This window comes from Streptomyces sp. CA-142005 (assembly GCF_050942335.1).
In the GTDB taxonomy this organism is placed as follows: Bacteria; Actinomycetota; Actinomycetes; order Streptomycetales; family Streptomycetaceae; genus Streptomyces.
Genome location: NZ_CP192078.1, coordinates 6,510,612 through 6,537,396, shown reverse-complemented (window position 1 = coordinate 6,537,396; position 26,785 = coordinate 6,510,612). Strand labels below are relative to the sequence as shown.

The window sequence follows — 26,785 nt, the reverse complement described above, 5'->3', positions numbered from 1 at the left end:
GCGGTCAGCCGATCGGCTTGACCGCCTCGGAGCGGACCTGGAGGGTGTTCCTCGCGGCCGCCTCCAGGTCGATGTCCGACGGGCTCTGCGAGGCGAGCGGCGTGTTCACGGTGGCGACCGTGGCGCCCGTGTTGCCGTCCGCCCAGGCGCACATGGGAACGGTGAACTTCGTGCCCATCTGCTCCTGGGTCACCACCTCGCAGCTGATGGTCACGCCGCCGAGCTCGAAGTCCTTCGCGGGGACGGCGACCTTGGCGTTGGCGCCCTGGGCGGCGCCCTTCATCATGTTCCTGCGGGCCGCGTCGGTGTTCTTGAACCGGCCGTACATGCCCGAGACCACCAGGGTGCCCTTGCTCGCGTCGCCGCCCACGTCGTAGGTGCCGACCACGCCGTGGAGGTCCTTGGCGTCCCAGGCCCCGTGGGCCTCGTCCTCGATCTTCCTGCCCTCGGAGTCGGAGAGGTCCTGGGCGAGCCGGTACTTCCCGTCGAGCAGCGTCCGGGGCAGGGTGAGCTTGTTCTTCGCCTCGGGGAAGCCGCTCTCCACCGCCATCCCGATCAGCGCGAGCACCACGACGATCGCCACGACGACGCCGCCCACGATCCCGAGGATCAGCCCGATCCGCCGCTTCTTCGGCAGCGGGGCCATGGGCGGCGCGCCCCAGCCCGGGTACGGCTGCTGGGCGTAGGGCTGCTGGGGCGGGTACGGCTGCTGCTGCGGCGGATACGGGGAGCCGTACGGGCCGGGGGCGGCCTGCGGGGGCGGGGCGTACGGGTTCGGCGGCTGCTGGGGGCCGTTGGGGTACGGCTGGCCGTTCGGGTACGGCTGCTGCGGTGGCGGAGGCATGGACACGCCCGCACGCTACTGCACGCGAGTGAACACCCCGCCGGCCGCCCGGGGCTCCGCCGCACCGGTCGTTCGCCGCGCCGGTCGTTCCCCGCCTCGGGGCGTTCACCGCCTCAGCCCTCCGCCGCGCCAGTCCTGCACCGCCTCGGGCGTTCACCGCCTCGGGCGTTCACCGCCTCAGTCCTCCGCTGCCTCAGCGCTCCGCCGCGTCACTCCTCCGCCGCCTCGGTCGTTCGCCGCGCCAGTCCGCCGCCGCCTCGGGGCTTTCACCGCCTCAGCCCTCCGCCGCGCCACTCCTTCGCCGCCTCGGTCCTTCGCCGCCTCGGTCCTCCGCCGCCTCGGGCGTTCACCGCGTGGGGCGTTCACCGCGTGGGGCGTTCACCGCCTCAGTCCTCCGCCGCCTCAGCGCTCCGCCGCGCCAGCCCTGCGCCGCCTCAGCCCCCGCCGCGCCAGCCCTCCGCCGCCTCAGCCCCCCCGCCGCCTCAGCCCCCCGCCGCCTCAGCCCCCCGCCGCGCCAGCCCCCCGCCGCGCCAGCCCCCCGCCGCGCCAGCCCTCCGCCGCCTCGGGCGGTCACCGCCTCAGTCCTCCGCCGCGCCCGACTCGATCGCCTCCCGGACCTCGGCGATCCGCTCCCGCTCCTCGGCGGCGAAGCGCTTCGCGTCCAGTTGCTCGGCCAGTTCCTCGTCCTGGGCCATCAGCAGATCCAGGTTGGCGTCCCCCATCTCCAGCACGCCCATGTCCACATAGGCCTGCTGGAGCCGCTTGCCCCACAGCCCGATGTCCTTGACGCAGGGCACGATCCGGCTGAACAGCAGCTTGCGGAACAGCTGGAGGAACTCGGAGCGCTCGCTCAGCTCCTCCGCCTCGGCCTTGGGGATGCCGAAGTTCTCCAGGACCTCCACGCCCCGGAGCCGGTCGCGCATCAGATAGCAGCCCTCGATGACGAACTCCTCGCGCTCGCGCAGTTCGGCGTCGGTGAGCTGCTTGTAGTAGTCCCTGAGCGCCAGCCGGCCGAAGGCCACGTGCCGGGCCTCGTCCTGCATGACGTAGGTCAGGATCTGCTTGGGCAGCGGCTTGTCGGTGGTGTCCCGGATCATCCCGAACGCGGCCAGCGCCAGACCCTCGATGAGGACCTGCATGCCCAGGTAGGGCATGTCCCAGCGGCTGTCCCGGAGCGTGTCGCCGAGCAGCGACTGCAGATTGTCGTTGATCGGGTAGACGAGCCCCATCTTCTCGTGCAGGAACCGGCCGTAGATCTCGGCGTGCCGGGCCTCGTCCATGGTCTGGGTAGCGGAGTAGAACTTGGCGTCCAGGTCGGGCACCGACTCCACGATCCGCGCCGCGCAGATCATCGCGCCCTGCTCGCCGTGCAGGAACTGGCTGAACTGCCAGGAGGCGTAGTGCCGCCGCAGCTCGCCCTTGTCCTTCTCCGTCATCTTGTCCCAGTACCTGGTGCCGTACAGGGACATGGCCTCCTCGGGCGTGCCGAGCGCGTCGTACGGGTCGACCTCCAGGTCCCAGTCGATGCGCTGCTGCCCGTCCCACTGCTTGTCCTTGCCCTTCTGGTACAGGGCGAGCAGCCGTTCGCGGCCGTCGTCGTACTCCCAGCTGAACCGGGCGGCGCCGCTCGCGGGCACCCGCCAGAGGGGGTCACCGGGGTCGTTGGCGTACAGGTCATGGGTCGGCATACCCCGCAGGCTCACACGTAGACGCGAAGTCAACAAGTCACGTGCAAGGGATTGACGGCCTTGCTGACAGGCAGTCTCATAAGGGGCAGGATGACGTACCCCCGGTAACGAGGTGAGGGAGCCATGACGACCCTGACGGAAGCGGACGCGCTGGACGGTCTGCGCGATGCGCTCGGCCTGCTCAAGGACCGGGAGCAGGTGGCCGAACGGCTGCTCGTCTCCTCCGCCAAGCACTCCTTCGACCCGGACAAGGAGCTGGACTGGGACGCGCCCTTCGAGGAGGGCAAGTGGTTCTGGCCGCCGGAGCTGGTCTCGCTCTACGACACGCCGATGTGGCGGCGGATGAGCGAGGAGCAGCGGATCCTGCTCTCCCAGCACGAGGCGGCGGCGCTGGCCTCGCTCGGCATCTGGTTCGAGATCATCCTGATGCAGCTGCTGGTCCGGCACATCTACGACAAGGCGGCGACGAGCGCGCATGTGCGTTACGCGCTGACCGAGATCGAGGACGAGTGCCGGCACTCCAAGATGTTCGCGCGCCTGATCTCGCACGGCGGCACGCCCTGGTACCCGGTCAGCAGGGTCCACCAGAACCTCGGCCGCCTGTTCAAGACCATCTCCACGACCCCGGGCTCCTTCACCGCCACGCTGCTCGGCGAGGAGGTCCTCGACTGGATGCAGCGGCTGACGTTCCCCGACGAGCGGGTCCAGCCCCTCATCCGCGGCGTGACCCGCATCCACGTGGTCGAGGAGGCCCGGCACGTCCGGTACGCCCGCGAGGAGCTGCGGCGCCAGATGGTGACGGCGCCGAAGTGGTCCCAGGAGTTCACCCGGATCACCTCGGGTGAGTTCGCCCGCGTCTTCTCGGTCGCCTTCGTGAACCCCGAGGTCTACACGAACGTGGGCCTGGACAAGCGGGAGGCGATGGCCCAGGTGAAGGCCAGCGGGCATCGGCGCGAGGTGATGCAGACGGGGGCGAAGCGGTTGACGGACTTCCTGGACGACATCGGGGTGCTGCGCGGGATGGGGCGGCGGCTGTGGAGGTCGTCCGGCCTCCTGGCGTAGGCGGGCGTGCCGGCCCGAGGGGCGCGGGGCTGTAGCGGCATGCGGCCGAGCCGCGTGCGCGCGACCAGCCACAACGGACCGGCGGACCACGGACGGCCCCCGAGCGGAGCGATTACGCTGGCGGCCATGACCCCGTCCGCCGCCACCCCCGCCTACCGCCGCCTCAGCGTCGAGGAGCGGCGAAGCCAGCTGCTCGCCGCCGCCCTGGGCCTCTTCGCGCACCGCGCCCCCGAGGACGTGTCGCTGGACGACGTGGCGGAGGCCGCCGGGGTGTCGCGCCCCCTGGTGTACCGGTACTTCCCGGGCGGCAAACAGCAGTTGTACGAGGCCGCGCTGCGCTCGGCCGCCGAAGAGCTCCGGCTGTGCTTCGACGAGCCGCGCGAGGGACCCCTGCTGCCCCGTCTGTCCCGCGCCCTGGACCGCTATCTGAGCTTCGTCGACGAGCACGACACCGGCTTCAGCGCACTGCTCCAGGGCGGCAGCGTGGTGGAGACCTCGCGGACGACCGCCATCGTGGACGGGGTGCGCCGGGCCGCCGCCGAGCACATCTACAGCCACCTCGGCGTCGCCGAGCCCGGCCCCCGGCTGCGCATGACCGTCCGCACGTGGATCACGGCCGTGGAGGCGGCCTCCCTGATCTGGCTCGACGAGGGCAAGCAGCCCCCGGTGGAGGAGCTGCGCACCTGGCTGGTGGAGCAGTTCATGGCCGTCCTCACGGTCACCGCGGCCCGGGACCCGCAGACGGCCGCCGTCGTCGGCGCCCTCGGCGAGGATGGCCGAGACTGAAGCCGTGAAGAGCCAGATCACCCCCTTCGAGGGCGGCCCCATGGACGGGCGCGTGCTGCCGGTCATGGTCGGGCCCACCGGGCACCCTCCGAAGACGTACCGCATCCCCGTCCCGGACCCGGACGGCGGCCCGCCCACGGTGCTGGTCTACCGCCGCGTGCCGCGCGGACACAGCAGGCGGCTGGGCCTGATCCAGGGGTGGAAGTACCAGTACGACCCGGACGACACCTCCGGCGGAAGGCTCCGGTGGCCCTGGTCGAAGCCCGCTGCCGCACCGCCGCGCGAGCCGGGCGACACGAACGGGTGACAGGCGTGCGCCGAACCGCGCACGCCAGGAGCGCGCCCCGCACGGATACATCTGATAATCGCGGTGCGATAGGAGGCGACCAGCCCGCCCGCCGGGAATCCCTCCCCGCACCCGAGGTGATGACGTGTCAGGAATGGTTCTGCGTCTGGCCTGTACGACCGCGCTGGCGGCCCAGGCCGTCCTCGTGCCCGCACCGGCCGCGGCCGCACCGGACCCGCAGCGGCCCGGCGCGGGATCGCAGCGGACCGTTTCCCAGCTGCTGACGGACCTTCAGCAGCTGTACCACCAGGCCGAGAAGGCCACCGAGACCTACAACGCCACCGCCGAGAAACTGAAGCGGCAGCGCGCCGCGGTGGCCCGCCTCGACGGCGAACTGGCCCGCACCCGCCTCGCCCTGCAGGCCAGCCGGACCGACGCCGGCCGGCTGGCCCGCCGGCAGTACCAGAGCAGCGACGACAGCCTGGGCCCGTACCTCCGCCTGCTCCTCGCGCCCGATCCGCAGCACGCGCTGGACGAGGGCCATGTCATCGGCGAGCTGGCCCGCGCGCAGGCCCGTACGGTGACCCGGCTGACCGCCACGGAGAAGCAGCGGGACATCGTGGCGCGGCTGGCCCGCAAGGCCCTGGACACCCGGCTCACCCTCGCCGAACAGCAGCAGAAGCAGCGCGACGACGTGCAGAAGAAGCTGGCCGACGTGGAACGCCTGCTGGCCGCCCTCACCCCCGCCCAGCTGGCCGCGGTCGCCGCGCTGGAACAGCGGGGCGTCACCGAGGCCCAGCAGAAGCTCGCCACCTCGGGCTCCCTGCCGGCGGGCCGGCTCGCCTCCCCCGAGGGCGCCCTCGCGGTCCGCTACGCCATGGACCAGCTCGGCAAGCCGTACCAGTGGGGCGCGCAGGGCCCGGGCGCCTACGACTGCTCGGGCCTCACCTCGCAGGCCTGGGGGCACGCGGGCCGATCCATCCCTCGGACGAGCCAGGAGCAGTGGCGGCGGCTGACGAGGATCCCGCTGAGCGAGCTGCGGCCGGGGGACCTGGTGGTGTATTTCCCGGAAGCGACCCACGTGGCGATGTACGTGGGCGGCGGCAAGGTCGTGCAGGCACCGAGACCGGGCGCGCGCATCGAGGTGTCACCTCTGGCCTCGAACCCGGTCCTCGGTGCCGTACGTCCGGATCAGGCTCCGGTCACCGAGGCCAGGTAGGCGGCCGTCTTCTCCGGCTCGTAGAAGAAGTTCTCGAAGTCGGACGGGTCGTTGAACGCGTTGGCGAAGCGGTCGGCCACCGGCTGGAGCTGGCCGGCCGCGCCGATGAGGTTCAGGATGTGCTCCGGCGGCGGCATGAGCATCGCGTTCGTCCACTTGGTGACGTGCTGAGCGGTGTTCCAGTACCGGTCGAACGTGGCCTGCATCCACTCCTCGTCGAACGGCTTGTCACCCCGCTCCAGGATCGACGCGAGGTACGCGGCCGCGCACTTGGCGGCCGAGTTGGAGCCCTGTCCGGTGATCGGGTCGTTGGCCACGACGACGTCCGCGACGCCCAGGACCAGACCGCCGCCGGGCAGCCGGCCGATGGGGTTGCGGACCGTCGGGGCGTAGCGGCCGGCCAGCGTGCCGCCCGCGTCGGTCAGTTCGACCTTGGTCGCCCGCGCGTACTCCCAGGGCGTGAACTTCTCCATGAGTTCCAGGGTCAGGGAGAGGTGCTCCGCCGGGTCCTTGACGCCGTTGAAGACGTCGAGCGGGCCGCCGGGTATGCCTTCCCAGAACAGGATGTCGGCGCGGCCGGAGGTGGTGAACGTCGGCATGATGAACAGCTCGCCGACCCCGGGGACCAGGTTGCAGCGGACCGCGTCGAACTCCGGGTGCTCCGGGCGCGGACCCAGGCCGTGGACGTACGCCACGGCCAGCGCGCGCTGCGGCTCGCTGTACGGGGAGCGCTCCGGGTCGCGGGCGAACATCGACACCAGCTCGCCCTTGCCGGCCGCGACCAGGACGAGGTCGTAGGTACGGGAGAAGTAGTCGAGGTCGCCGACCGCCGCGCCGTGGATGACCAGCTGGCCGCCGCGCTGGGCGAAGGTCTCCATCCAGCCGGCCATCTTCACCCGCTGGTCGACCGACTGCGCGTACCCGTCGAGCCTGCCCACCCAGTCGATCGCCCGCTGCGTGGGGCCCGGGTCGTGCGAGCCGGGAGCCGCGACCGAGACGCCGAGTCCTTCGATCTTCGGGGCCTGGGACTCCCAGAAGTTCAGCTTCAGATCGCGCTCGTGCTGCAGCGCCGTGTGGAACATGCACTGCGTCGACATGACCCGGCCGGTGCGGATCTCGTCCGCGGTCCGGTTCGACATCAGGGTGACCTCGTAGCCGTGCGACTGCAGGCCGAGGGCGAGCTGGAGACCGGACTGGCCGGCTCCGACGACGAGTATCTTCCGCATGCGGGTGGGGACTCCTAACGGGTACTGCTCGGGGACTACTCGGGGGTTTCGTCCAGCGCGTGGCCGACCAGGGACAGCAGTGTCTCGATGACCGAGATGCGGCGCCGCGCATCCATGATCATGACAGGGACGTGCGGGGGGATCGTCAGCGCCTCCCGTACGTCCTCCGGCTCGAACAGCTCGCTGCCGTCGAAGTGGTTGACCGCGACGACGTACGGCAGCCCGCAGCTCTCGAAGTAGTCCAGCGCCGGGAAACAGTCCTTCAGCCGGCGCGTGTCGGCCATGACGACCGCGCCGATCGCGCCACGCACCAGGTCGTCCCACATGAACCAGAACCGCTGCTGGCCCGGCGTGCCGAACAGGTAGAGCACCAGGTCGTCGTCGAGCGTGATGCGGCCGAAGTCCATGGCCACGGTGGTGGTGAGCTTGCCCGGGGTGGCGGTGAGGTCGTCGGTCTCCTCGCTCGCCTCGGTCATCAGCGCCTCGGTCTGCAGGGGCGTGATCTCCGAGACGGCGGTGACCAGCGTGGTCTTGCCCACGCCGAAGCCTCCCGCCACGACTATCTTCGTCGCGATGGGGGCCCGGGTACGGTCCGTCTGCCAGGACCTCAGGTCCTCGTCGGGCTCGGTGAATCCGGCGACGAGGGGAGCGCCTCCGACGGCGGAGGCGGCGGCGTCAGAGACGACGGAGTCCACTCAGCACCCTTTCCAGCAGAGCGCGGTCCGGTCGGCCGGTGCCGTGACCGGTCCCGGTGCCGTACACACGGATCTTTCCCTGGTCCGCGAGATCGCTCAGGAGCACGCGGACCACGCCGAGCGGCATCTTCAGCAGCGCGGCTATCTCGGCCACCGTGCGCATACGGCGGCACAGTTCGACGATGGCCCGCATCTCCGGCATGACCCGGCTGGTGAGGGAACCATTCGTCAGTTCCTTGCGCTCCTCCGGGGCCTCCAGCGCCGCCACGAACGTCTCCACGAGGAGGACGTGGCCGAAGCGGGTACGGCCGCCGGTGAGCGAGTAGGGGCGGACGCGGGCGGGTTTGCGTTCCCCGCCGCGCACGGGGAGTTTCTTCGCGCTGCCGCTCATCGGGCGCTCCCCGCCGACTCGGACTCCAGGGACCTGCGCAACTCGCTGCGCAGTTCCGGGGTGAGCACATGGCCGGCGCGGCCGACGAACAGCGCCATGTGGTACGCCACCACGCTCATGTCGCACTCGGCGGAACCGTGCACGCCGAGCAGCGAGCCGTCGCTGATCGACATCACGAACAGGCTGCCCTCCTCCATCGCGATCATCGTGTGCTTGACGCCGCCGAAGTCCATCAGCTTCGCGGCGCCGACCGTGAGGCTGCCGATGCCGGAGACGATGGTGGCCAGGTCGGCGGAGGAGCCGCGGGGCCCCTTCGCCGGGCGGGTCCGACGGGACTGCTCGGTGTGGCCCGGGTCGGACGAGAGGAGCAACAGGCCGTCCGAGGAGACCACGGCGACCGACTCGATGCCGGGGACTTCCTCCACCAGGTTGGTCAGCAGCCAGTGCAGGTTGCGGGCTTCACTGCTCAGTCCGTAGGTACTGGGCGCGGTCAACTGCTTGCCTCCTCGGCTGTGCCCCCCGTGGCTGTTTCGGTACGCGTTGTGAGCTCTGCCTCTACGTCGCGGTAGCCGGCCTGGGCGCCCTGGCGGAAGCCGCCGAGCCTTCTGCGGAGGGCTTCGGCGTCGACGCTCGCGGTGCGCTGGCGGGGTGGGGCGGCGGGTGCGGTGATCTTGGGCGTGCGCTTGGGGAGGCCCTTGCTGGTGAGCCGTTCCTCCGCCTCGTCCTCGGCTTCGGCGGATGCGTGGCCACCCGCACCGGCCGTGCCGCTCTCCTCGTCGGGTGCCGGCGGCCCCTGTGGCGCGCGGCCGCCGTCGGCGGCCGCCGGGTCCGCGGGGTCCGCCGTGACGTCCGGGAGCAGCAGTTCCATCGTCGACTCGGCGAACGTCTCCGCCGGAGCCTTCGGGCGGGCCTCCGCGTCCTGGAAGGCCGGGGCGGCCTGCTCGTGAACCGCATGCTCCACCCGGTCACCGGCCGTACCCCGCTCGGCACCGAAGGCCTCCCGCACGGCGTCCTGGGCCGAACCGCCGAAGGCGCCCTCGGTCTCGGTGGCCGGTCCCGTGGAGGCGGTTTCCTCGGCGAGGGTGCCGAAGGCGGTCGTGGTCTCGCCCGCGGGGGCCGTCGACGTGGCCGGAAGCGTCGGCTCCGGTGGAGTGTCGGTCTCGTCGGCCGGGCGGTGGGAGGCGGACGCCCCCCGGACCGCCTCTTCCGCCAGGGCGACCAGCGGGTCGGTGTTCTTGGCGCGGCCGTGGAGGACGTTGGAGTTGACCTCGGCGTCGGCGCCGGGGAGGGAGAAGGTGCCCGTGGTGCTCGGGGACGAGGTCTGCGGGGGCAGGGCGGCGGGCGGCGCCTCGGTGAGGAGGGTGGCCGGCAGGACGACGACCGTCGCGATGCCGCCCTGCTTCTGCTCGCGCAGCTGCACACGGACGCCGTGGCGGTGGGCGAGGCGGGCGACGACGTACAGGCCGAGGCCGAGGCCGGCGTCGCCCTCGCTGTCGTAGTGGCTCTCGGGGTCGAAGTCGGCCAGGCGGGTGTTGAGGCGGACCAGGCGGTCGGCCGCCATGCCGATGCCCTCGTCCTGGACGGAGAGCATGACCTCGCCGCTCTCCAGCAGCCAGCCGGAGACCTCGACGGGCAGGTCCGGCGGGGAGAACGACGTGGCGTTCTCCATCAGCTCGGCCAGCAGGTGGGAGAGGTCGTCCGCCGCGTAACCGGCCACGTGCGCGTGCGGGGGCAGGGCGGCGATGCGGACCCGCTCGTAGCGCTCGATCTCGCTGACGCCCGCCCGGACCACGTCGACCAGCGGGACCGGGCCGTGGTGCTGCTGCACGTGCTCGGCGCCGGCCAGGACCAGGAGGTTCTCGCTGTGGCGGCGCATGACCGTGGCGAAGTGGTCCAGCTTGAAGAGCGTGGCGAGGCGGTCCGGGTCCTGTTCGCGTTCCTCCAGGCCCTCGATGACCGCGAGCTGGCGTTCGACCAGGCCGAGGGTGCGCAGGGCCAGGTTGACGAAGGTGCCGCCGATGCTGGTGCGCAGCCGCTCCAGCTGGGCGGCGGAGTCGGCGAGTTCGGCGCGCAGCTCCTCGCGGGCGTCGGCCATCTTCTGGCGCTGGCCGACCAGGTGCTTGCGGTCCGTCTCCAGCGTGGCCACGCGCTCGTGCAGGGCCGCCGCGTGCGCGTGCAGGGCGTTGACCGAGCGGACGACCTGGGCGAACTCGTCGTTGCGGCCGGTGAAGGCGATGGGCTCCTGGGCCGCCGGGTCCGCGGACTGGGCCAGGCGGGCCGAGCCGCGGCGCAGCACCGACAACGGGCGGGTCAGGGTGCGGGCCATGGCCGTGGCGAGGCCCACGGCCACCAGCATCAGCGCGCCCAGTACGGCGATGCGGATCTCCAGGGCCGTGACGTCGTCGTCGCGGAGCTTCGCCAGGTCCTTGGTGCGGTGGTCGTAGAGGGCCGATTCCGCGCCGCGCATCAGGTCGACGCGGGCGGACAGGGCCGCGTCCAGCTTCTTGGTGCTGGTGGTCAGCTCGCTGTCGGCCAGCGTCGGCTGGTCGGTGAGCGTGGCGAGGTACTTCTCCGCCGAGTTGACCTCGGGGCCGGTGACCGTGGAGTCGTAGGAGTCGACGGCCGTCTTGGGGGCGGTCGCGCGGAAGTCGGCGAGGGCGGCGTCGGCGCGCAGCCGGGCCTGCTGGGCGGCGGCGGTCAGCTGGTCGCGCTGTTTCCGGTCGGCCTCGGAGGTGGTGGAGGTCGTGGTGGGCAGGCCGGTGACGGGGCTGATCACCGTCCGGGTGGAGGACGGCACGTTCAGCGCGGCGAGCAGCAGGCCGCGGGCGGCGGCGGACTGCTGGACGGCGGTGTCCAGCTCGGCGAGCGCGTGGGCGCCGGAGCCGGCCCGCGGGGGCGTCTGGTCGGCGAGCTGCTCGGCGAGCCGGTGCAGTTCCTCGATGGCGGCGGAGTACGCCTGGTGGGTCTGGAGGGCCGTGCTCTTGCCGGTGAGGGCGGCCCGGCGGACGGCGGCGATGCCGTCGAGGTCGCCGCGCAGGCTCGCCGGGGTGTCCTCCTCGGCGCGCAGGTCCTCGACCTGCCGGTCGACGCGGGCGCTGCGGTCCTCGGAGGGGGCCTTCGCCCGGGGGCGCCCCGCGGCGATGTAGGAGGTGACCTCGTCGCGCTCGTCGGCGAGGGAGTTCGCGAGGGCGAGGGCGTCCTGGGTGCGGGCGGCCAGCGTCACCAGGTCCTGGGAGTCGCCGACGTCCTGGGACGCGGTGAGGACGGCGGGCGCGCCGGCTCCCGCGACGGCGGCGGCCACCACGGCGACCGCGACGATCAGCCGGGTGCGCACATGGGTGGCGCGACCGGTGCCCACGGGGTTCTGCGGTTCGGTCCCCGCGGGGGCCGTCTGCCTGCCTGTGCGCCGAGGCCGCTTCATCTGCACCGGTGCTCGCATTCCTGAACTCGACTAGCCAAGGACCCGGGTGGCACTTCGTCATCGCGGTGCCAAGTGGTGCGTACACCCGGTTCGTACGGTTCCCGACCCTCCCAGCGCCGGTGGGCAGGGGTCGCGCATCACCTGACCCGCCACCCGAAGGAGTGAACATCGGAGGGGAGTTGGCGGGCAAGTTCCCGTGGCGCGTGCGGTGCCCCTGTACGGCATGCCGGTTGGACGAGCGGGGCAGGCTTTGGCAGTATTCGCCACCACGCCTTCCCGGAGTGGAGCATTCCACCCCAAATCAGGCGCCTGACCTGCGGGGTCGTGTCAATTCGAGGGCCCTTGCCAGCCTTTGGCGAATCCTGTGAAGAGCTCGTGCAGACTGGCTGAATGCGCACTGATCTCGTTTCGGAACCCGGCGACGTGAACCGACCCAACGAGGACTTCGCCGGTGTCGGACTACCCGCCTCCGGACAGGGGGGTTGTGTGATCGTCCTGGACGGGGTGACTCCGCCACGGAGTGAGACGGGGTGTCTCCATTCCGTCCCCTGGTTCACCGCCCGGCTGGGCGGCGCGCTGACCGAACTGACCGTTTCGCGCGGAGATCTGACGCTCCCGGAGATTCTGTCGCGGGCGATCGGCCGCACCGCCGAGGCCCACGCCCGAACCTGTGACCTTTCTCACCCGCGTACGCCCCAGGCAACCGTCGCCCTGGCCCGGTGGTCCGCCGAGGCCGTCGAGTACCTGGTGCTGTCCGACTCCGCGCTGCTGCTGCAGGGCACCGACGGCACGGTCACCCCGGTCCTCGACGACCGCCTCGCCCGGCTGCCGCGCTCCGCGCTCGCCACGGACACCCTGGTGGACGCCACCCTGCGCAACAAGGAGGGCGGTTTCTTCACGGCCGCCGCCGATCCCTCGGTGGCGGCCCGCGCGGTCACCGGCACGGTGCCCCGTGGCGAGGTCCGCGCCCTGGCCGCACTGACGGACGGCGCGACCCGCTGGACGGAGAAGTTCCACGAGGGCGACTGGCAGTCCCTGTTCGAGCTGGTCGCCAAGGAGGGCGCCCGGTCGCTGGTGGACCGGGTACGGGAGCTGGAGACGGCGGACCGCGAGGAACGGGCGTTCCTTGGCCGGAGCAAGACACACGACGACGCGACGGCGCTGTACGCGGAACTCTGACCCCACCGACCCCGACCTGCCTCGGGGCGGCGCCCTCGGCGGCGACGCCGGGACGGCCACTTCGGGACGACCACTTCGGGACGACCCCCTCCGAGCGGCCCCCTCGGGGCCGCCTGGCCGGGATGGACAGACCTACCTCTCCATGACGCCGTTCAACTGGTGTAGGAGCCGGGCCAGTTCGGCTACCTCGCGGCGGTCCCAGTGGGCGAGTTGCCGGACGTAGCGGGCGCGGCGGGCCTCGCGGACCTTGCCGACCCGGCCGCGGCCCTCCTCGGTCAGGGTGACGAGCCAGGCGCGGCCGTCGGCGGGGTCGGGTTCGCGGGCGATCAGGCCCAGCTCCTCCAGAGCGCGCAGCTGGCGGGACATGGTGGCCTTGCCGACGCCGATGTAGCCGGCGAGCTCCGTGGCCCGCTGGCCGCCGCACTCGTCCAGGCGGATGAGCAGGCCGTACGCGGAGGACTCCAGGTCGGGATGGACCTCGCGGGCCATCTCGCCCTGGTTGGCCCGGGCCCGCCTGAGCAGCACGGTCAACTCCCGTTCCAGTGCCAGGAATTCCTGGTCTGCCCCGCTGGGTGTCATGTCCTGGGCGCCGCGATGTGCGTCGCCGTTTCCGTCCTCGTGCACGTCAGCACCCCTGCCCGGTTTCGCGGTCCTGAAAGTTTCTGCCAAAAGTCGTCATTGCCGCAGCTCTGTAAGTATTTCGCAGGGCTAGACCAACGGCGGCGCCCGGACCCCCTTCCCACGCCGTCATCTACGTGCGTAGCTTCTTTACCAGGCAATGAATGGCATGCCCACGCCAGTGCGGCAGCCATCCGGTACACGGTCACAGCCACGTTCCCCCCACCCCACTCTCCGGAGGCACGTCATGCCCGTGCACAGACCCGGCTCCGACCGCTCCGCCCGCTCCCCGCGCCCGCGCCCCCTCGCCGTCCTGGTCACGGCCCTGCTCGCGGCGCTCTCCCTCACCCTGCCCCTCACCTCCGCCCACGCCGCGACCACACCCAGCCGCGGCTCCGCCTACATGGGCATGGGCGTCCTGGCGCACGACGGCCAGCACGGCAGCCCCACCTCCGGTGACGTCACCCAGACCGAGGGCGTGGACGTCTCCGGGTACCAGGGCAACGTCGCCTGGTCGACCCTGTGGAACAGCGGGGTGCGCTGGGCGTACACGAAGGCGACGGAAGGCACGTACTACACGAACCCGTACTTCGCCCAGCAGTACAACGGCCCGTACAACGTCGGCATGATCCGCGGCGCCTACCACTTCGCCACCCCGGACACCACCAGCGGCGCCACCCAGGCGAGCTACTTCGTCAGCCACGGCGGCGGCTGGTCCGGGGACGGCAAGACCCTGCCCGGCGCGCTCGACATCGAGTGGAACCCGTACGGCGCCGCCTGCTACGGCAAGACCGCGAGCCAGATGGTCAGCTGGATCGCCGACTTCATCAACACCTATCACTCGCTCACCAGCCGCTACCCCGTGATCTACACGGCGACCAGCTGGTGGACCCAGTGCACCGGCAACTACGGCGGCTTCGCGGTGAACAACCCGCTGTGGATCGCCCGCTACGCCTCGGACCCGGGGACGCTGCCGGCCGGCTGGTCGTACTACACGATGTGGCAGTACACCTCCTCCGGCCCGACCGTCGGCGACCACGACAAGTTCAACGGGGCGCTCGACCGGGTGCAGGCCCTGGCCAACGGCTGAGTCCTCACAGACCCAGGGAAATCGCGATCCGCGTCAGCTCGGCCATGCTCGTGTGGCCGAGCTTGGCGCGGATGCGGCGCATGTAGGTGTCCACGGTGTGCCGGGACACGCCCATGGCGCGGGCCGTCTGGAGATAGGTGCGGCCCGCCGCGATATGTCGGAGCGTCTCCCGTTCGCGGTGGGTCAGTGTCCGGTCCGTAACGCCAGTCATCGGGTCCTCCCTGTTGTCACCCCCCAGCAGGATGGGTAATGCCGGAATAAGGGCATTTGCCTCCTTCACGCCCGGAAGCCTCCGACCGGTTGCGGACGACCGCGGATTTCCTGCCACGGCCCTGCGTTGGTGCTCCGCCCCGCCCGGGATCATGCTGGTCAGGAGAGCCTGCCGAGCAAGGGCGAGATGAGCGGCGATGGAGCGACAGTCGACGTACACGGCCACGGCCACCATCGATGAGCAGGGCATCCTCACCGCGTGGAGCGAAGGCGCACAGCGGCTGCTCGGCTACGACTCACCGGCCGTCGTCGGACGGCCCGCCTCCGCGCTCCTCGCGGCCGACGGCTCGGCGGCACGGCGGATCGTCGCCGGCCGGGACCGCTGGAACGGCACCGTGCCGCTGCGCCACCGCGACGGCCACCTCCTGGAACTGGGCGTGCTCGCGCACCGCCGGACCTCGGCGACCGGCGTCACCGACTGGCTCGTGGTGAGCGCCGTGACGGCCCGCGTGCAGCCGCCCCGGGGCGAACCGCTGGAGGAGTGGACGTTCCTGCAGTCCCCCTTCCCGCTGGCGATCTTCGACGCCGAGCTGCGGCTCGTGCGCGCCAACCGCCGTATGGAGCACGCGCTCGCCCTGCCCGAGGCCGCGATGCGCGGACTGCGGCTGCCGCACATCGTGCCCGGCCCGGCCAGCGAGGAGGCCGACCGGTCGCTGCGGCTCGCGCTGGAGTCCGGCCGGCCGCAGGAGGTCCGGGCCCGGCTCGGCGCGGAACTGGGCCGCAGTGCCGTGCTCACCCCGCTGAAGGACGCCGACGGCCGGGTGCGCGCCGTCTGCCTGTCCACGCAGACGCCCGCCCAGGAGTCCGTCGCCCGGCCACGCCCGTCGGCCGACAGCGGCACGCGCGTCGGCACGGTCGCCGACCAGGCCCGCGCCGCGCAGGAACTCGGCGAGGTCACCGTCCCCCGGCTCGCCGACGTCATGGCGGTCGACCTGCTCGACTCCCCCCGCGCCACGGACGAGGAACCGGCCCAGCGGCCCGGTCCGGTCGTCCTGCGCCGCGCCGCGCTGCGCGCCGTACCCGACGGCGTCGGACCGGCCTACGGCAGCGGCGTCGGCGAGGCGGTCGTCTGCCCGCCGGACTCGCCTCCGGCCCGGTGTCTGACGGCCGGCCGGCCCCTGCTGTACGACACGGCGGACCCGCTCGTCGCCGAGTGGGCGGCGGTGGACCCGGGTGCGGCCTGGCTGCGCGCGTCCGGGGCGCGCTCGCTGCTGGCGGTGCCGCTGCTCGCGCAGGGCAGCACGCTCGGGGTGGCGCTGTTCGGCAGGGGCCCCGGCCGGGAGCCGTTCGGCCCGGAGGATCTGCGGCTGGCCCAGGAGTTCACGGAGAAGGCGGCCACCGGCATCCGGCAGGCCCGCTCCTACGTGCGGTCCCGCACCACCACCATGGCCCTCCAGCAGAGCCTGCTCCCGCACACGCTGCCCGACCAGGCGGCCCTGGAGATCGCCACCCGCTATCTGCCCGCCGCGACCCGGGCCGGGGTGGGCGGCGACTGGTTCGACGTGATCCCGCTGTCCGGGGCGCGGGTGGCGCTCGTGGTGGGGGACGTGGTGGGCCACGGGATCCGCGCCTCGGCCACCATGGGCCGGCTGCGCACCGCCGTACGCACCCTCGCCGACGTCGATCTGCCGGCCGACGAACTCCTCACCCACCTCGACGACCTGGTGCTGCGGCTCGCCGCCGACGAGGGCAGCACGGACCCGACCGCCGAGAGCGCCGGCGGCATCGGCACCACCTGTCTGTACGCGGTCTACGACCCGGTCTCCCGCCGGTGCACCCTGGCCCGGGCCGGCCATCCGCCGCCCGCGGTGGTCACGCCGGACGGCACCGTGCGCTTCCTGGACGTACCCGCCGGCCCGCCGCTCGGGCTCGGCGGGCTGCCGTTCGAGGCCATCGAGGCCGAACTGCCCGAGGGCAGCATGCTCGCCCTGTACACCGACGGGCTGTTCGAGGCCCGCGAGCACGACATCGACGAGGCGCTGGACAAGATGTTCGCCGCGCTCGGCCGCCCCGCGCGGTCACTGGACGCGGTCTGCGACCACGTGCTCACCGAGCTGCTGACCCATCGCCCCGACGACGACATCGCCCTGCTCATCGCCCGCACCCGGGTCCTGCACGAGGACCGGGTCGTCGCCTGGGAGCTGCCGAGCGACCCCGAGGACGTCGCCCAGGCCCGCCATCTGACCTGCGCCCAGCTGTCCGCCTGGGGCCTGGACGAGGTCTCCTTCACCACCGAGCTGATGGTCAGCGAGCTGGTCACCAACGCCATCCGCTACGGCCGTCCGCCCATCCAGCTCCGGCTGATCCACCATGACTCGACCCTGATCTGCGAGGTGTACGACTCCAGCGGCACCACCCCGCACATGCGCCGCGCCCGCATCTTCGACGAGGGCGGCCGGGGCCTGCTGCTGGTCGCGCAGCTCGCCGAACGCTGGGGCACCCGGCACGACCGGGTCGGCAAGACGGTGTGGGCGGAGCAGTCCGTCTCCGAGGCCGTCGGCTGAGTCAGCCGTCGCCGCCGTCGCCGCCACGGCCGCCCTGACCGCTGGTCTCGCAGCCGACGCCGAGGCAGATACCGCCGTTCCCGCCCCGCCCCCCGTTCCCGCCGTCGCCCGCGCCCACCGCGTCGCCGCCCCGCCCGCCGTTCCCGCCGTTGACGCTGCCCGAGCAGACGCCGACGCAGATCCCGCCGTTGCCGCCCCTGCCGCCGTCCCGGCCCGGTGCGCCGTCGGTGCCGTCGCCGCCGTTGGCGCTGCCGTTGCAGAGCCCGGCGCAGATGCCTCCGTTGCCGCCCTTGGTGCCGTTGACGGTGCCGTTGCAGTTGCCCGCGCAGAACGAGTCGCCGATGCGGACGCTGCCGTTGCCCACGTGGATGTCCCCGCTGCCGGGGTGGACGCTGCTGACGCCGGGCGGACTGCTGCCGGTTCCGCCGCCGACGGGGCCGGTGGCGGCCGTCGCGGCCGGGGCCATCGCGCCACCGGCGATCACCACGGTGGAGACCGCGAGACCGACACCGAATTTCCAGGAGTGGCTGCGCATGGGATTTCCCTTTCTCTGAATTTCAGTCGGTCTGCAGAAATGCGAGCCAGTCGCCGTTCTGGAGCTGCCGCTCCCACGTGCTGATTTCCTTCTCCGGGATCTTGTACTTCTTGGCCGCGTCGGCCTGGGTCACCCGGCCGGCCAGCACCGCCAGCGCGATCCGCGCCTTGTCCAGCCGCGAGAGATCCGACTTCGGCTTGTCGGGCAGGTCGTGCAGGTCGAACGCGGAGCAGCCCGGCTTGCCCGGCTTGCCCGGCTTGCCCGGCTCACCCGGCCTGCCGGGCGCGCCGCCCTTGCCGCCTTCGCCGCCCTCTCCGCAGTGCGAGGACGGATGAGCCGGCGCGGCCGCGTGGCCGCTGGGTGCCGGGGTCGTGTGAGTGGCCGCCTGGGCGGCGCACGCGGTGGCGGTGGCGAGAGCCACGGAGGCCGCCGCGAGGGTGAAGGGACGCCGCCAGGAGTTCCTGGACATCGGGGGTCTCCTTTTCCGGTCATGGGTGTGGGGAGGCGGTGCGGTGAGGCGTTTCGGGTGCGGGCGCCGTGGCCCGGTCGGGGGTGGAGGCCCGGACGGCCTCCACCCCGTTCACGGTCGCTGGGGACGGTCAGAAGATGCTGGCGCCACCGGCCCCGCCGGTCCCACCGGCGCCGCCGAAGAGGCCACCGAAGCCGCCCTTGCCGCCCTTGCCGCCGTTGCCGCCCTGGAAGACGCTGTCGCCGCCCTTGCCGCCGTTTCCGCCCTTGCCGCCGATGAGGGTGCCGTCGCCACCGCCACCGCCGCTGCCGGCGCCACCGCCGGAGAGGATGCCGAAGCCGCCGTCGCCGCCGTCGCCGCCCTTACCGCCGATGACACCTTCGCCTCCGCCACCGCCGCCACCGCCGCCGCCACCGGCCAGGACGCCGTCGCCGCCCTTGCCGCCCTTGCCGCCGTCACCGCCGGTGCCCAGGACGCTGCCGCCACCGGATCCACCGGCGCCGCCTCCGCCGCCGACCAGCCCGCCACCGCCGTCGCCACCGGCGCCACCGGCGCCGCCGCCCTTGACGAAGGCCACGGTCGACGTGGGCATCGGCGCCGCCATCGCGCTGGACACGGGGAGGAGGACACCTCCGGTGACCAGCGCGGCGGAGGCGGCGAGGGTCGCGAAACGGAGACCGCGGCGCTTCGGACGGGCGTCGGCGGGGGTGTGAACGTTACGAGTCATAAGCTTTCTCCCGATTACTGTGAGGATTTCCCGAGAGGAATACCGGAGGATTGCCGTTTCCCTCGGACCGCCTCATTTCCGTTGCGGTGAGGCCGTGCTTCAAGTAGGCCCGATCGGGAAATCAGGGTCACGTTCCGAGGACTCGGGACTTGACGCACTCACAGGCGTCGGGTTAAAGCCCGCGTAAGCGGTGCCGATCAGATGAGGAAAGGCCGGGCCCAGGCAGGTGGCTCCGGCGGCGCGACGCGGTCCACCAGGGTCGGCGTACGACGGCGGGGCACGCAGTCGGCGACGGCCGCCCGCAGGTCCGCGACGAACTCCAGACAGCTGTCGTGACGGCCGTCCGGGGCCTTCGCCAGGGCCTTCTTCAGCACGCCGTCGGCGGCGACCGGGATGTCCGGCCGCTCCTTGCTGAGCGCGGGCGGCGGGTCGTACTGGTGGGCCCACAGCAGTTCCAGGTGGTCCTCCCGCTGGAAGGGCGGGGCGCCCGCGAGCATCTCGTGGACCACACAGGCCAGGCTGTACAGGTCGGCCCGGCCGTCCACCGGGCGTCCGGCGATGCGCTCGGGCGCCACGTAGTCGAGGGTGCCGACGAACTCGCCCACGGTGGTGAACCCGGTGAGCGACAGCGACTTCTTCGCCAGACCGAAGTCGGTGAGGTAGACGTGCTCGGGGTGGTCGCTGTCGACGCCCTTGGCGATCAGTACGTTGCCGGGCTTGACGTCCCGGTGCACCAGGTCGCGCGCGTGGGCCGCGTCCAGGGCGGAGGCCAGCTGTGCCGCGATGCGCACCGCGACCGGCACCGCCAGCGGGCCCTCGGCGTCGATCAGGGCGCGCAGGTCCTGCCCGGAGACGCAGCACATGGCGATGTACAGGACCCCGTCGAACTCGCCGGCCTCGAAGACGGGGACGATGTTGGGATGGTCGATGGCGGCGGCCACCCGCGACTCCTGGGCGAAGCGGCGGCGGAAGGCGTCGTTCCTGGTGTACTCGGGGGCGAGCAGCTTGAGGGCGACCGTCCGGCCGAGCCGCAGGTCCCTGGCGCGGTAGACGACGGCCATCCCGCCGCGACCGAGTTCGCGCTCCACCTTGTAGCCCGCGATCTCGGCCCCGATCAGACCGGAGGGGGTCTTGGGGGGCCAACTCACGCCTGAATTCTACCGAGACATCCCGGTATGAGCGCGATGCGACGGCCCCCTCTGCGGTCCCCCCTTGCTGCCCCCTGCCGGCGCATGGCGAAGGCCCGGGCCTCCCTCACGGGACCCGGGCCTCGCCTTTCCCGCGGCGTCCGTCACGCCGCCACGGGAACCTCCGGCGCCGCGCCGCTCGTCGCGGGCGCGAGTGCCAGTTCCAGGACCTGGCGGACGTCGGTCACGGTGTGGACGTCGAGCTTGTCCAGCACCTCGGCCGGGACGTCGTCCAGGTCGGGCTCGTTGCGCTTGGGGATGATCACGGTGGTCACCCCGGCGCGGTGGGCGGCGAGCAGCTTCTGCTTGACGCCGCCGATGGGCAGCACCCGGCCGGTCAGCGAGACCTCGCCGGTCATCGCCACGTCCGTGCGGACCAGACGGCCGGAGAGCAGCGACGCGAGCGCCGTGGTCATCGTGACGCCCGCGCTCGGGCCGTCCTTGGGGACCGCGCCCGCCGGGAAGTGGATGTGCACGCCCCGGTCCTTCAAGTCGGCCACCGGCAGCTCCAGTTCGGCGCCGTGGCTGCGCAGGAAGCTCAGCGCGATCTGCGCCGACTCCTTCATCACGTCACCGAGCTGGCCGGTCAGGGTCAGACCCGCGGCGCCCGTCTCCGGGTCGGCCAGGGACGCCTCCACGAAGAGCACGTCACCACCTGCGCCGGTGACCGCGAGACCGGTCGCCACGCCGGGCACGGACGTACGGCGCTCGGCCGGTTCCTGGGCGGACTCGGGCACATGGTGCGGGCGCCCGATCAGACCGCGCAGGTCCTCCTCGCGGACGGTGAACGGCAGCTCCCGCTCGCCGAGTTCGTGCTGCGCCGCGAGCTTGCGGAGCAGCCGGGCGATCGAGCGCTCCAGGGTGCGCACGCCGGCCTCGCGGGTGTACTCGCCGGCCAGCTTGCGCAGGGCGCCCTCCTCCAGAGCGACCTCGTCCTCGCCGAGTCCCGCCCGCTCCAGCTGACGCGGGAGCAGGTGGTCGCGGGCGATGACGACCTTCTCGTCCTCGGTGTAGCCGTCCAGGCGGACGATCTCCATCCGGTCGGCGAGCGCCTCGGGGATGGCCTCGAGGACGTTGGCGGTGGCCAGGAAGACGACGTCCGACAGGTCGAGTTCGACCTCCAGGTAGTGGTCCCGGAAGGTGTGGTTCTGCGCCGGGTCCAGGACTTCGAGCAGGGCCGCGGCCGGGTCGCCGCGGAAGTCGGAGCCCACCTTGTCGATCTCGTCCAGCAGCACCACCGGGTTCATCGACCCGGCCTCCTTGACCGCCCGGACGATGCGGCCGGGCAGCGCGCCGACGTAGGTACGGCGGTGGCCGCGGATCTCGGCCTCGTCGCGGACGCCGCCGAGCGCGACGCGGACGAACTTCCGCCCCATGGCGTGCGCGACCGACTCGCCGAGGCTGGTCTTGCCGACGCCGGGCGGGCCCACCAGGGCCAGGACGGCACCGCCGCGCCGGCCGCCGATGACGCCCAGCCCTCGGTCGTTGCGGCGCTTGCGCACCGCGAGGTACTCGGTGATGCGCTCCTTCACGTCCTCCAGACCGGCGTGCTCGGCGTCCAGGACCGCCTTGGCGCCCTGGATGTCGTACGCGTCCTCGGTCCGTTCGTTCCAGGGCATCTCCAGGACGGTGTCCAGCCAGGTGCGGATCCAGGAGCCCTCCGGGGACTGGTCGCTGGACCGCTCCAGCTTGTCGACCTCCTTGAGCGCGGCCTCGCGGACCTTCTCCGGCAGGTCGGCGGCCTCGACGCGGGCGCGGTAGTCGTCGGACTCCTCGCCGTCCTGTTCGCCGTTCAGCTCGCGCAGTTCCTTGCGGACGGCCTCCAGCTGACGGCGCAGCAGGAACTCGCGCTGCTGCTTGTCGACGCCCTCCTGGACGTCCTTGGCGATGGTCTCGGCCACGTCCTGCTCGGCGAGGTGGTCGCGCAGTTGCTGCGTGGCGAGCTTGAGCCGGGCCACCGGGTCGGCGGTCTCCAGCAGTTCGACCTTCTGTTCGGTGGTGAGGAACGGCGAGTAGCCGGAGTTGTCGGCGAGCGCGGAGACGTCGTCGATGGCCTGGACGCGGTCCACGACCTGCCAGGCGCCGCGCTTCTTCAGCCAGGTGGTGGCGAGCGCCTTGTACTCCTTGACGAGGTCCGCGACCTGGCCCGGCAGCGGGTCGGGCACGCTCTCGTCGATGCGGGCGCCCTCGACCCACAGGGCCGCGCCGGGACCGGTGGTGCCGGCGCCGATGCGCACGCGGCTGCGGCCGCGGATCAGAGCCCCCGGGTCGCCGTCGGCCAGCCGGCCGACCTGCTCGACGGTTCCCAGCACACCGGTCTTCGCGTACGTGCCGTCGATGCGGGGCACCAGCAGCACCCTGGGCTTGCCCGGTTCCGACCGGGCGGCGGCCTGCGCGGCCTCCACCGCGGCCCGGACCTCGGCGTCGCTCAGGTCCAGCGGGACCACCATGCCGGGCAGCACGACCTCGTCGTCGAGCGGCAGCACGGGTAGGACGAGCGTGAACGCCGGTGACTCAGTAGCCATGATCTCCCCTTCGGCAGTCAAGTTGAGCTATGCCGACTCAACTGCTGGGGACGGGCTGGTGTTCCCTACGCCTGTTCGCTGTGAGCGATCACGTTCACAGTTCCCCGCGCCCCTGGGCGGATTGCGCCCACCGCCGCACAAAAGGCCAGCTCGCCACGCCTGTCGTCAGCGCGATCAGATGGCCCCAGTTCGTCATCGGGTCCTGAAAGGCGATCAGGTCGTCGAGGAGGGTGCCCGCCGTCAGGGTCAGGAGGGGCCAGCGGAGCCAGGGGCGCAGGAGCCCCGCGAGAGAGCCGATGCCGGCGGCGACGCCGAAGCTGATGCCGTAGTCGAGGCGGTGCAGCGAGGTGGCCGGGAGGTGACCGAAGAGCACGGCCAGGCCCACGGGGACCTCGGTGGCGAGCGTGGCCAGGACGTGCCCGGCGAGGAAGACGCAGGCCGTACGCGCGCCGCCTATCCGCCGCTCCAGGGCGGTGAGCACCAGCACGAACGCCAGCGCGTACGGCGAGAGGACACCGCCCGCGATCCACAGCGCGCTCGCGAGCAGCACCAGCCCCGGCGTGCGCACCAGGTGGGCCACGTCCGTGCTGGAGTCCTGGTGGAGGGCGTGCACCAGGGCCGGGTCGGCCAGGGCCGCGAACACGGAGGTGGCGGCCAGGACGGCGACGTAGGCGAAGGTGAACGGGGTGCCGGTGGGAGTGGGCAGCAGGCGCCACGGCCGCGGGAGCGGGAACGGGAACGGGAACGGGAGAGACGGAAGCGGTGTGGCCGGGCGGAGGCCGGCGACGGCGGGTTCGGGGGCCGGAGCGGGGGTTGTGGCGTGCCGCTGACGTGGCATCCCCTCCAGCAGGTCCGCGATCGCGGGGACCGGGACGACGGCGGTGCCGTCCGGGAGGGGCGCGTCCGACAGGGGCGCGGACGCGGCCGCCGCAGGGCCCGTCGCGGTCCGTTCCACGATGCGGCACTCCTTCCGTCATACCCAACCCTTCGTGTTCCAGGGGCCGCTGTCTATGACCGACGCCACGCGAGACCCGATTCACAGCAACCTCCTACGTATCGCGCGCGTCCGTTCCCCGCCCGAAGGGTCCGCACATCCGTGCGACATCCCTAATTCCCGTGCAGGTCAAGGCCCGTTCAAGCAGGATGGGGGCATGACTGCCGCGTACGACTCCCCCGTGGTCCTCGACCGGCGCGACGGCCCGTACGGCGAGGTGGTGCTGCGCCGGCACGGAGAGCTGTTGCAGATCATCGCCAACGGCTGCTTTCTGATGGACACCTCCGACGGGCGCTCCGAGCGGCTGCTGGTCGACGCCGCGCACCGGGCGCTGGACGGGCGGCCGGAGCCAAAAGTGCTGATCGGCGGGCTGGGCGTGGGATTCTCACTCGCACATGCCGCGGCGGACCCCGGGTGGGGGCGGATCACCGTCGTCGAGCGGGAACCCGCCGTCATCGACTGGCACCGGGACGGGCCGCTGGCGGAGGTGTCCGCCGGAGCGCTCGGCGATCCGCGCACCGAGATCGTGCAGGACGATCTCGTGGCGTTCGTCAATGAGACATCCGACACGTTCGACGCGCTCTGTCTGGACATCGACAACGGCCCGGGCTGGACCGTCACGGATGACAACGACACTCTCTACTCACCGGCCGGACTGGCCGCCTGCGCAAGGGTGTTGAGCCCCGGCGGGGTGCTGGCCGTATGGTCCGCCGAACCCTCTCCGGAATTTGAAGGAAGCTTGCGGAATGCCGGGTTCCAGCAGGTGCGTACCGAAGAGGTGCCCGTTGCCCGGGGCGTTCCGGACGCCGTGCACCTCGCCCTCCGCCCTGGATAGCGACAGCATGGTGGATCCCCGTAATGTGCTGCCCTGACGCGGGTCATTCAAGCGTCAATCGCAGTCATGGGATCACCCCACGGGTTCCGGAAAGCAACAAGCAGGGGCGGGCGATGGAGCAGACACACACCTCCCAGAGCGGCGCGGCGACGACCACCCCGGGCGCACAGCGCCGGGTGCTGGTCGTCGAGGACGATCCCACGATCGTCGACGCCATCGCGGCCCGGCTGCGCGCCGAGGGATTTCTCGTACAGACCGCGTCGGACGGCCCGGCAGCCGTCGACACGGCCGAGGCCTGGCAGCCCGACCTGCTGATCCTCGACATCATGCTGCCGGGCTTCGACGGCCTGGAGGTCTGCCGGCGGGTGCAGGCGCAGCGCCCCGTGCCGGTGCTGATGCTGACCGCGCGGGACGACGAGACGGACATGCTGGTCGGTCTCGGGGTCGGCGCGGACGACTACATGACCAAGCCGTTCTCGATGCGGGAGCTGGCCGCGCGGGTGCATGTGCTGCTGCGCCGGGTGGAGCGGGCGGCGATCGCGGCCACCACCCCGCGCTCCGGCATCCTGCGGCTCGGTGAGCTGGAGATCGACCACGCACAGCGCCGGGTGCGGGTGAAGTCCGAGGACGTCCACCTCACGCCCACCGAGTTCGACCTGCTGGTGTGCCTGGCGAACACCCCGCGCGCCGTGCTCTCCCGGGAGCAGCTGCTGGCCGAGGTGTGGGACTGGGCGGACGCCTCCGGCACCCGTACGGTCGACAGCCACATCAAGGCGCTGCGCCGGAAAATCGGCGCCGAGCGGATCCGTACCGTGCACGGCGTCGGATACGCGCTGGAGACGCCCACCCCATGAGCGCCGACGGGCGGCAGGCCGCACGGAGGAGCCCCGGGGAGGAACCCTGGGGCGGCGTACGCCCGTTCTCGATCAAGACCAAGCTGGGCGCGCTCGTCGTCATCTCGGTGCTGATCACCACCGGTCTGTCGATGATCGCGGTGCACACCAAGACCGAGCTGCGCTTCATCACGGTCTTCTCCATGATCGCCACCCTGCTGATCACGCAGTTCGTGGCGCATTCGCTCACCATGCCGCTGGACGAGATGAACGCCGTGGCGCGGTCGATCTCCGAGGGCGACTACACCCGCCGGGTGAGCGACGGCCGCCGGGACGAGCTGGGCGACCTGGCCCAGACGATCAACGTCATGGCGGACGAGCTGGAGGCCCAGGACCGCCAGCGCAAAGAGCTGGTCGCGAACGTCTCCCACGAGCTGCGCACCCCCATCGCGGGCCTGCGCGCGGTGCTGGAGAACATCGTCGACGGGGTCACCGAGGCCGACCCCGAGACCATGCGGACGGCGCTGAAGCAGACCGAGCGGCTCGGCCGGCTGGTGGAGACCCTGCTGGACCTCTCCCGGCTCGACAACGGCGTCGTACCGCTGAGGAAGCGGCGCTTCGAGGTGTGGCCGTACCTCTCGGGCGTGCTGAAGGAGGCCAACATGGTCGCCTCGGCGCGCGCGGGCATCGCCTCCGGCTCCGGCAGCCACACCCGCACCGACGTCCATCTGCACCTGGACGTCTCCCCCCCGGAGCTGACCGCGCACGCGGATCCCGAGCGCATCCACCAGGTCATGGCCAACCTGATCGACAACGCGGTCAAGCACAGCCCGCCCCACGGGCGGGTGACGGTGAAGGCGCGGCGCGGGCCGCAGCCGGAGTCGCTGGAGCTGGAGGTCCTGGACGAGGGCCCCGGAATCCCCCGGTCGGAGTGGCACCGGGTGTTCGAGCGGTTCAACCGGGGTGCGGTGACCCGGCCGCACGGGCCGGGCAGCGACGGCGGCACCGGGCTCGGTCTGGCGATCGCCCGCTGGGCGGTGGATCTGCACGGCGGCCGGATCGGTGTGGCCGAATCCGAGCGGGGCTGCCGGATCATCGTCACCCTTCCGGGACCGTCTTCCGTCTCAAGTTGACGTAAAGTTCGAACCGGAAGCACAAGATCCACGAGCGTCCGCGCCCTTTCCGCGCAGCTGGACACGTGTGATCAGGAGCAGGCCCGCGCGAGAGGTCGAACGAAGCCGCGCAGGGCCGGTGCCGGTGCACCCTCCCCCATGCGGAACCACGCTTGTTTCCCGCCATTTCAAGCCCTGAAACAAGATTTCTGATGTGACTTACGCGACGATGACCTTGCTCGACCTGACCTTCCCGGCCGTTGGGGCGTAGCCTTTATTTCCGCTGTCC

25 protein-coding genes are annotated in these 26,785 nt (G+C 72.1%); 10 read left to right on the top strand and 15 right to left on the bottom strand.

The window, feature by feature from the left end; genetic code table 11:
* Positions 1-4 precede the first annotated feature (4 nt).
* Positions 5-844: a hypothetical protein gene (locus ACQPXS_RS30635; protein ID WP_433456022.1), complete on the bottom strand. Its 840-nt coding sequence runs from the start codon at positions 842-844 to the stop codon at positions 5-7.
* 578 nt (positions 845-1,422) lie between these two features.
* A complete protein-coding gene (locus ACQPXS_RS30630; RefSeq protein WP_433452481.1) occupies positions 1,423-2,532 on the bottom strand; it encodes a ferritin-like domain-containing protein in 1,110 nt (369 codons plus the stop codon).
* Positions 2,533-2,655: 123 nt separating this feature from the next.
* Here ACQPXS_RS30630 and ACQPXS_RS30625 point away from each other — a divergent pair, with 123 nt between their 5' ends.
* From ACQPXS_RS30625 to ACQPXS_RS30610, 4 genes are all read left to right on the top strand, one after another.
* A complete protein-coding gene (locus tag ACQPXS_RS30625) occupies positions 2,656-3,594 on the top strand; it encodes an AurF N-oxygenase family protein (protein WP_433452479.1) in 939 nt (312 codons plus the stop codon).
* A 126-nt stretch (positions 3,595-3,720) separates the two neighbouring features.
* Positions 3,721-4,380 (top strand): TetR/AcrR family transcriptional regulator, encoded by a 660-nt coding sequence (locus ACQPXS_RS30620; protein WP_356315026.1) that lies wholly within the window; start codon positions 3,721-3,723, stop codon positions 4,378-4,380.
* A gap of 4 nt (positions 4,381-4,384) precedes the next feature.
* Complete coding sequence (locus ACQPXS_RS30615; RefSeq protein WP_351799703.1) at positions 4,385-4,687, top strand: hypothetical protein; 303 nt, start codon at positions 4,385-4,387, stop codon at positions 4,685-4,687.
* 124 nt (positions 4,688-4,811) lie between these two features.
* Positions 4,812-5,885: an NlpC/P60 family protein gene (locus tag ACQPXS_RS30610; RefSeq protein WP_433452478.1), complete on the top strand. Its 1,074-nt coding sequence runs from the start codon at positions 4,812-4,814 to the stop codon at positions 5,883-5,885.
* Here ACQPXS_RS30610 and ACQPXS_RS30605 read toward each other — a convergent pair.
* The 5 genes from ACQPXS_RS30605 to ACQPXS_RS30585 are packed head-to-tail and all read right to left on the bottom strand — an operon-like array spanning position 5,858 to position 11,624.
* Positions 5,858-7,111: a styrene monooxygenase/indole monooxygenase family protein gene (locus ACQPXS_RS30605; RefSeq protein ID WP_433452477.1), complete on the bottom strand. Its 1,254-nt coding sequence runs from the start codon at positions 7,109-7,111 to the stop codon at positions 5,858-5,860. The two genes, ACQPXS_RS30610 and ACQPXS_RS30605, sit on opposite strands and share 28 nt — an antisense overlap.
* A 35-nt stretch (positions 7,112-7,146) precedes the next feature.
* Positions 7,147-7,806, bottom strand: a complete 660-nt coding sequence (locus tag ACQPXS_RS30600; protein ID WP_351799695.1) for a GTP-binding protein — start codon at positions 7,804-7,806, stop codon at positions 7,147-7,149.
* The gene (locus ACQPXS_RS30595; RefSeq protein ID WP_351799692.1) at positions 7,787-8,197 is read right to left on the bottom strand and encodes a DUF742 domain-containing protein; all 411 of its coding nucleotides are present in this window, start codon (positions 8,195-8,197) and stop codon (positions 7,787-7,789) included. The genes ACQPXS_RS30600 and ACQPXS_RS30595 overlap by 20 nt, the downstream gene beginning before the upstream one ends.
* Positions 8,194-8,691: a roadblock/LC7 domain-containing protein gene (locus ACQPXS_RS30590; protein WP_433452475.1), complete on the bottom strand. Its 498-nt coding sequence runs from the start codon at positions 8,689-8,691 to the stop codon at positions 8,194-8,196. Before ACQPXS_RS30590 ends, ACQPXS_RS30595 begins: the two co-directional genes overlap by 4 nt.
* Positions 8,688-11,624 (bottom strand): sensor histidine kinase, encoded by a 2,937-nt coding sequence (locus tag ACQPXS_RS30585; protein ID WP_433452474.1) that lies wholly within the window; start codon positions 11,622-11,624, stop codon positions 8,688-8,690. Before ACQPXS_RS30585 ends, ACQPXS_RS30590 begins: the two co-directional genes overlap by 4 nt.
* Before the next feature lie 384 nt (positions 11,625-12,008).
* On the opposite strand from ACQPXS_RS30585, the gene ACQPXS_RS30580 reads away from it, so the two are divergent.
* Positions 12,009-12,797 carry a protein phosphatase 2C domain-containing protein gene (locus tag ACQPXS_RS30580; protein ID WP_433452473.1) on the top strand — a complete coding sequence of 263 codons (789 nt, stop codon included), beginning with the start codon at positions 12,009-12,011 and terminating at the stop codon, positions 12,795-12,797.
* A 132-nt stretch (positions 12,798-12,929) separates the two neighbouring features.
* On the opposite strand, the gene ACQPXS_RS30575 is transcribed toward ACQPXS_RS30580, so the two are convergent.
* Positions 12,930-13,421, bottom strand: a complete 492-nt coding sequence (locus ACQPXS_RS30575) for a MarR family winged helix-turn-helix transcriptional regulator (RefSeq protein ID WP_433452471.1) — start codon at positions 13,419-13,421, stop codon at positions 12,930-12,932.
* Between the two features lie 241 nt (positions 13,422-13,662).
* Between ACQPXS_RS30575 and ACQPXS_RS30570 the strand changes: the two genes are divergently transcribed.
* Positions 13,663-14,505, top strand: coding sequence for a lysozyme (locus ACQPXS_RS30570; protein WP_433452469.1), 843 nt, complete (start codon positions 13,663-13,665; stop codon positions 14,503-14,505).
* Between the two features lie 4 nt (positions 14,506-14,509).
* On the opposite strand, the gene ACQPXS_RS30565 is transcribed toward ACQPXS_RS30570, so the two are convergent.
* The gene (locus ACQPXS_RS30565; RefSeq protein ID WP_351799678.1) at positions 14,510-14,716 is read right to left on the bottom strand and encodes a response regulator transcription factor; all 207 of its coding nucleotides are present in this window, start codon (positions 14,714-14,716) and stop codon (positions 14,510-14,512) included.
* Between the two features lie 196 nt (positions 14,717-14,912).
* Here ACQPXS_RS30565 and ACQPXS_RS30560 point away from each other — a divergent pair, with 196 nt between their 5' ends.
* Positions 14,913-17,279: a SpoIIE family protein phosphatase gene (locus tag ACQPXS_RS30560; RefSeq protein WP_433452467.1), complete on the top strand. Its 2,367-nt coding sequence runs from the start codon at positions 14,913-14,915 to the stop codon at positions 17,277-17,279.
* Between the two features lies 1 nt (position 17,280).
* Here the strand turns inward: ACQPXS_RS30560 and ACQPXS_RS30555 are convergent, their stop codons facing one another.
* The 6 genes from ACQPXS_RS30555 to ACQPXS_RS30530 form a co-directional block, all read right to left on the bottom strand.
* Positions 17,281-17,814, bottom strand: a complete 534-nt coding sequence (locus tag ACQPXS_RS30555) for a hypothetical protein (protein ID WP_433452466.1) — start codon at positions 17,812-17,814, stop codon at positions 17,281-17,283.
* A 22-nt stretch (positions 17,815-17,836) separates the two neighbouring features.
* Entirely contained in the window at positions 17,837-18,283 is a 447-nt protein-coding gene (locus tag ACQPXS_RS30550; protein ID WP_433452465.1) for a DUF1153 domain-containing protein, read from the bottom strand.
* A 130-nt stretch (positions 18,284-18,413) separates the two neighbouring features.
* Positions 18,414-19,010: a hypothetical protein gene (locus tag ACQPXS_RS30545; RefSeq protein WP_433452463.1), complete on the bottom strand. Its 597-nt coding sequence runs from the start codon at positions 19,008-19,010 to the stop codon at positions 18,414-18,416.
* A 197-nt stretch (positions 19,011-19,207) separates the two neighbouring features.
* Positions 19,208-20,158, bottom strand: coding sequence for a serine/threonine-protein kinase (locus tag ACQPXS_RS30540; RefSeq protein WP_433452461.1), 951 nt, complete (start codon positions 20,156-20,158; stop codon positions 19,208-19,210).
* 143 nt (positions 20,159-20,301) lie between these two features.
* The gene (gene lon, locus ACQPXS_RS30535) at positions 20,302-22,722 is read right to left on the bottom strand and encodes an endopeptidase La (protein WP_433452460.1); all 2,421 of its coding nucleotides are present in this window, start codon (positions 22,720-22,722) and stop codon (positions 20,302-20,304) included.
* A gap of 94 nt (positions 22,723-22,816) precedes the next feature.
* Entirely contained in the window at positions 22,817-23,677 is an 861-nt protein-coding gene (locus ACQPXS_RS30530; RefSeq protein ID WP_433452459.1) for a rhomboid-like protein, read from the bottom strand.
* Between the two features lie 196 nt (positions 23,678-23,873).
* On the opposite strand from ACQPXS_RS30530, the gene ACQPXS_RS30525 reads away from it, so the two are divergent.
* The 3 genes from ACQPXS_RS30525 (at position 23,874) to ACQPXS_RS30515 (ending at position 26,517) form a co-directional block, all read left to right on the top strand.
* Positions 23,874-24,551 carry a spermidine synthase gene (locus tag ACQPXS_RS30525; protein ID WP_433452457.1) on the top strand — a complete coding sequence of 226 codons (678 nt, stop codon included), beginning with the start codon at positions 23,874-23,876 and terminating at the stop codon, positions 24,549-24,551.
* Between the two features lie 113 nt (positions 24,552-24,664).
* On the top strand, positions 24,665-25,405 hold the full coding sequence (locus tag ACQPXS_RS30520) for a response regulator transcription factor (protein ID WP_351799654.1): 741 nt from the start codon (positions 24,665-24,667) through the stop codon (positions 25,403-25,405).
* Positions 25,402-26,517, top strand: coding sequence for a HAMP domain-containing sensor histidine kinase (locus ACQPXS_RS30515; RefSeq protein ID WP_356315071.1), 1,116 nt, complete (start codon positions 25,402-25,404; stop codon positions 26,515-26,517). Before ACQPXS_RS30520 ends, ACQPXS_RS30515 begins: the two co-directional genes overlap by 4 nt.
* The last annotated feature ends 268 nt before the right edge of the window (positions 26,518-26,785 follow it).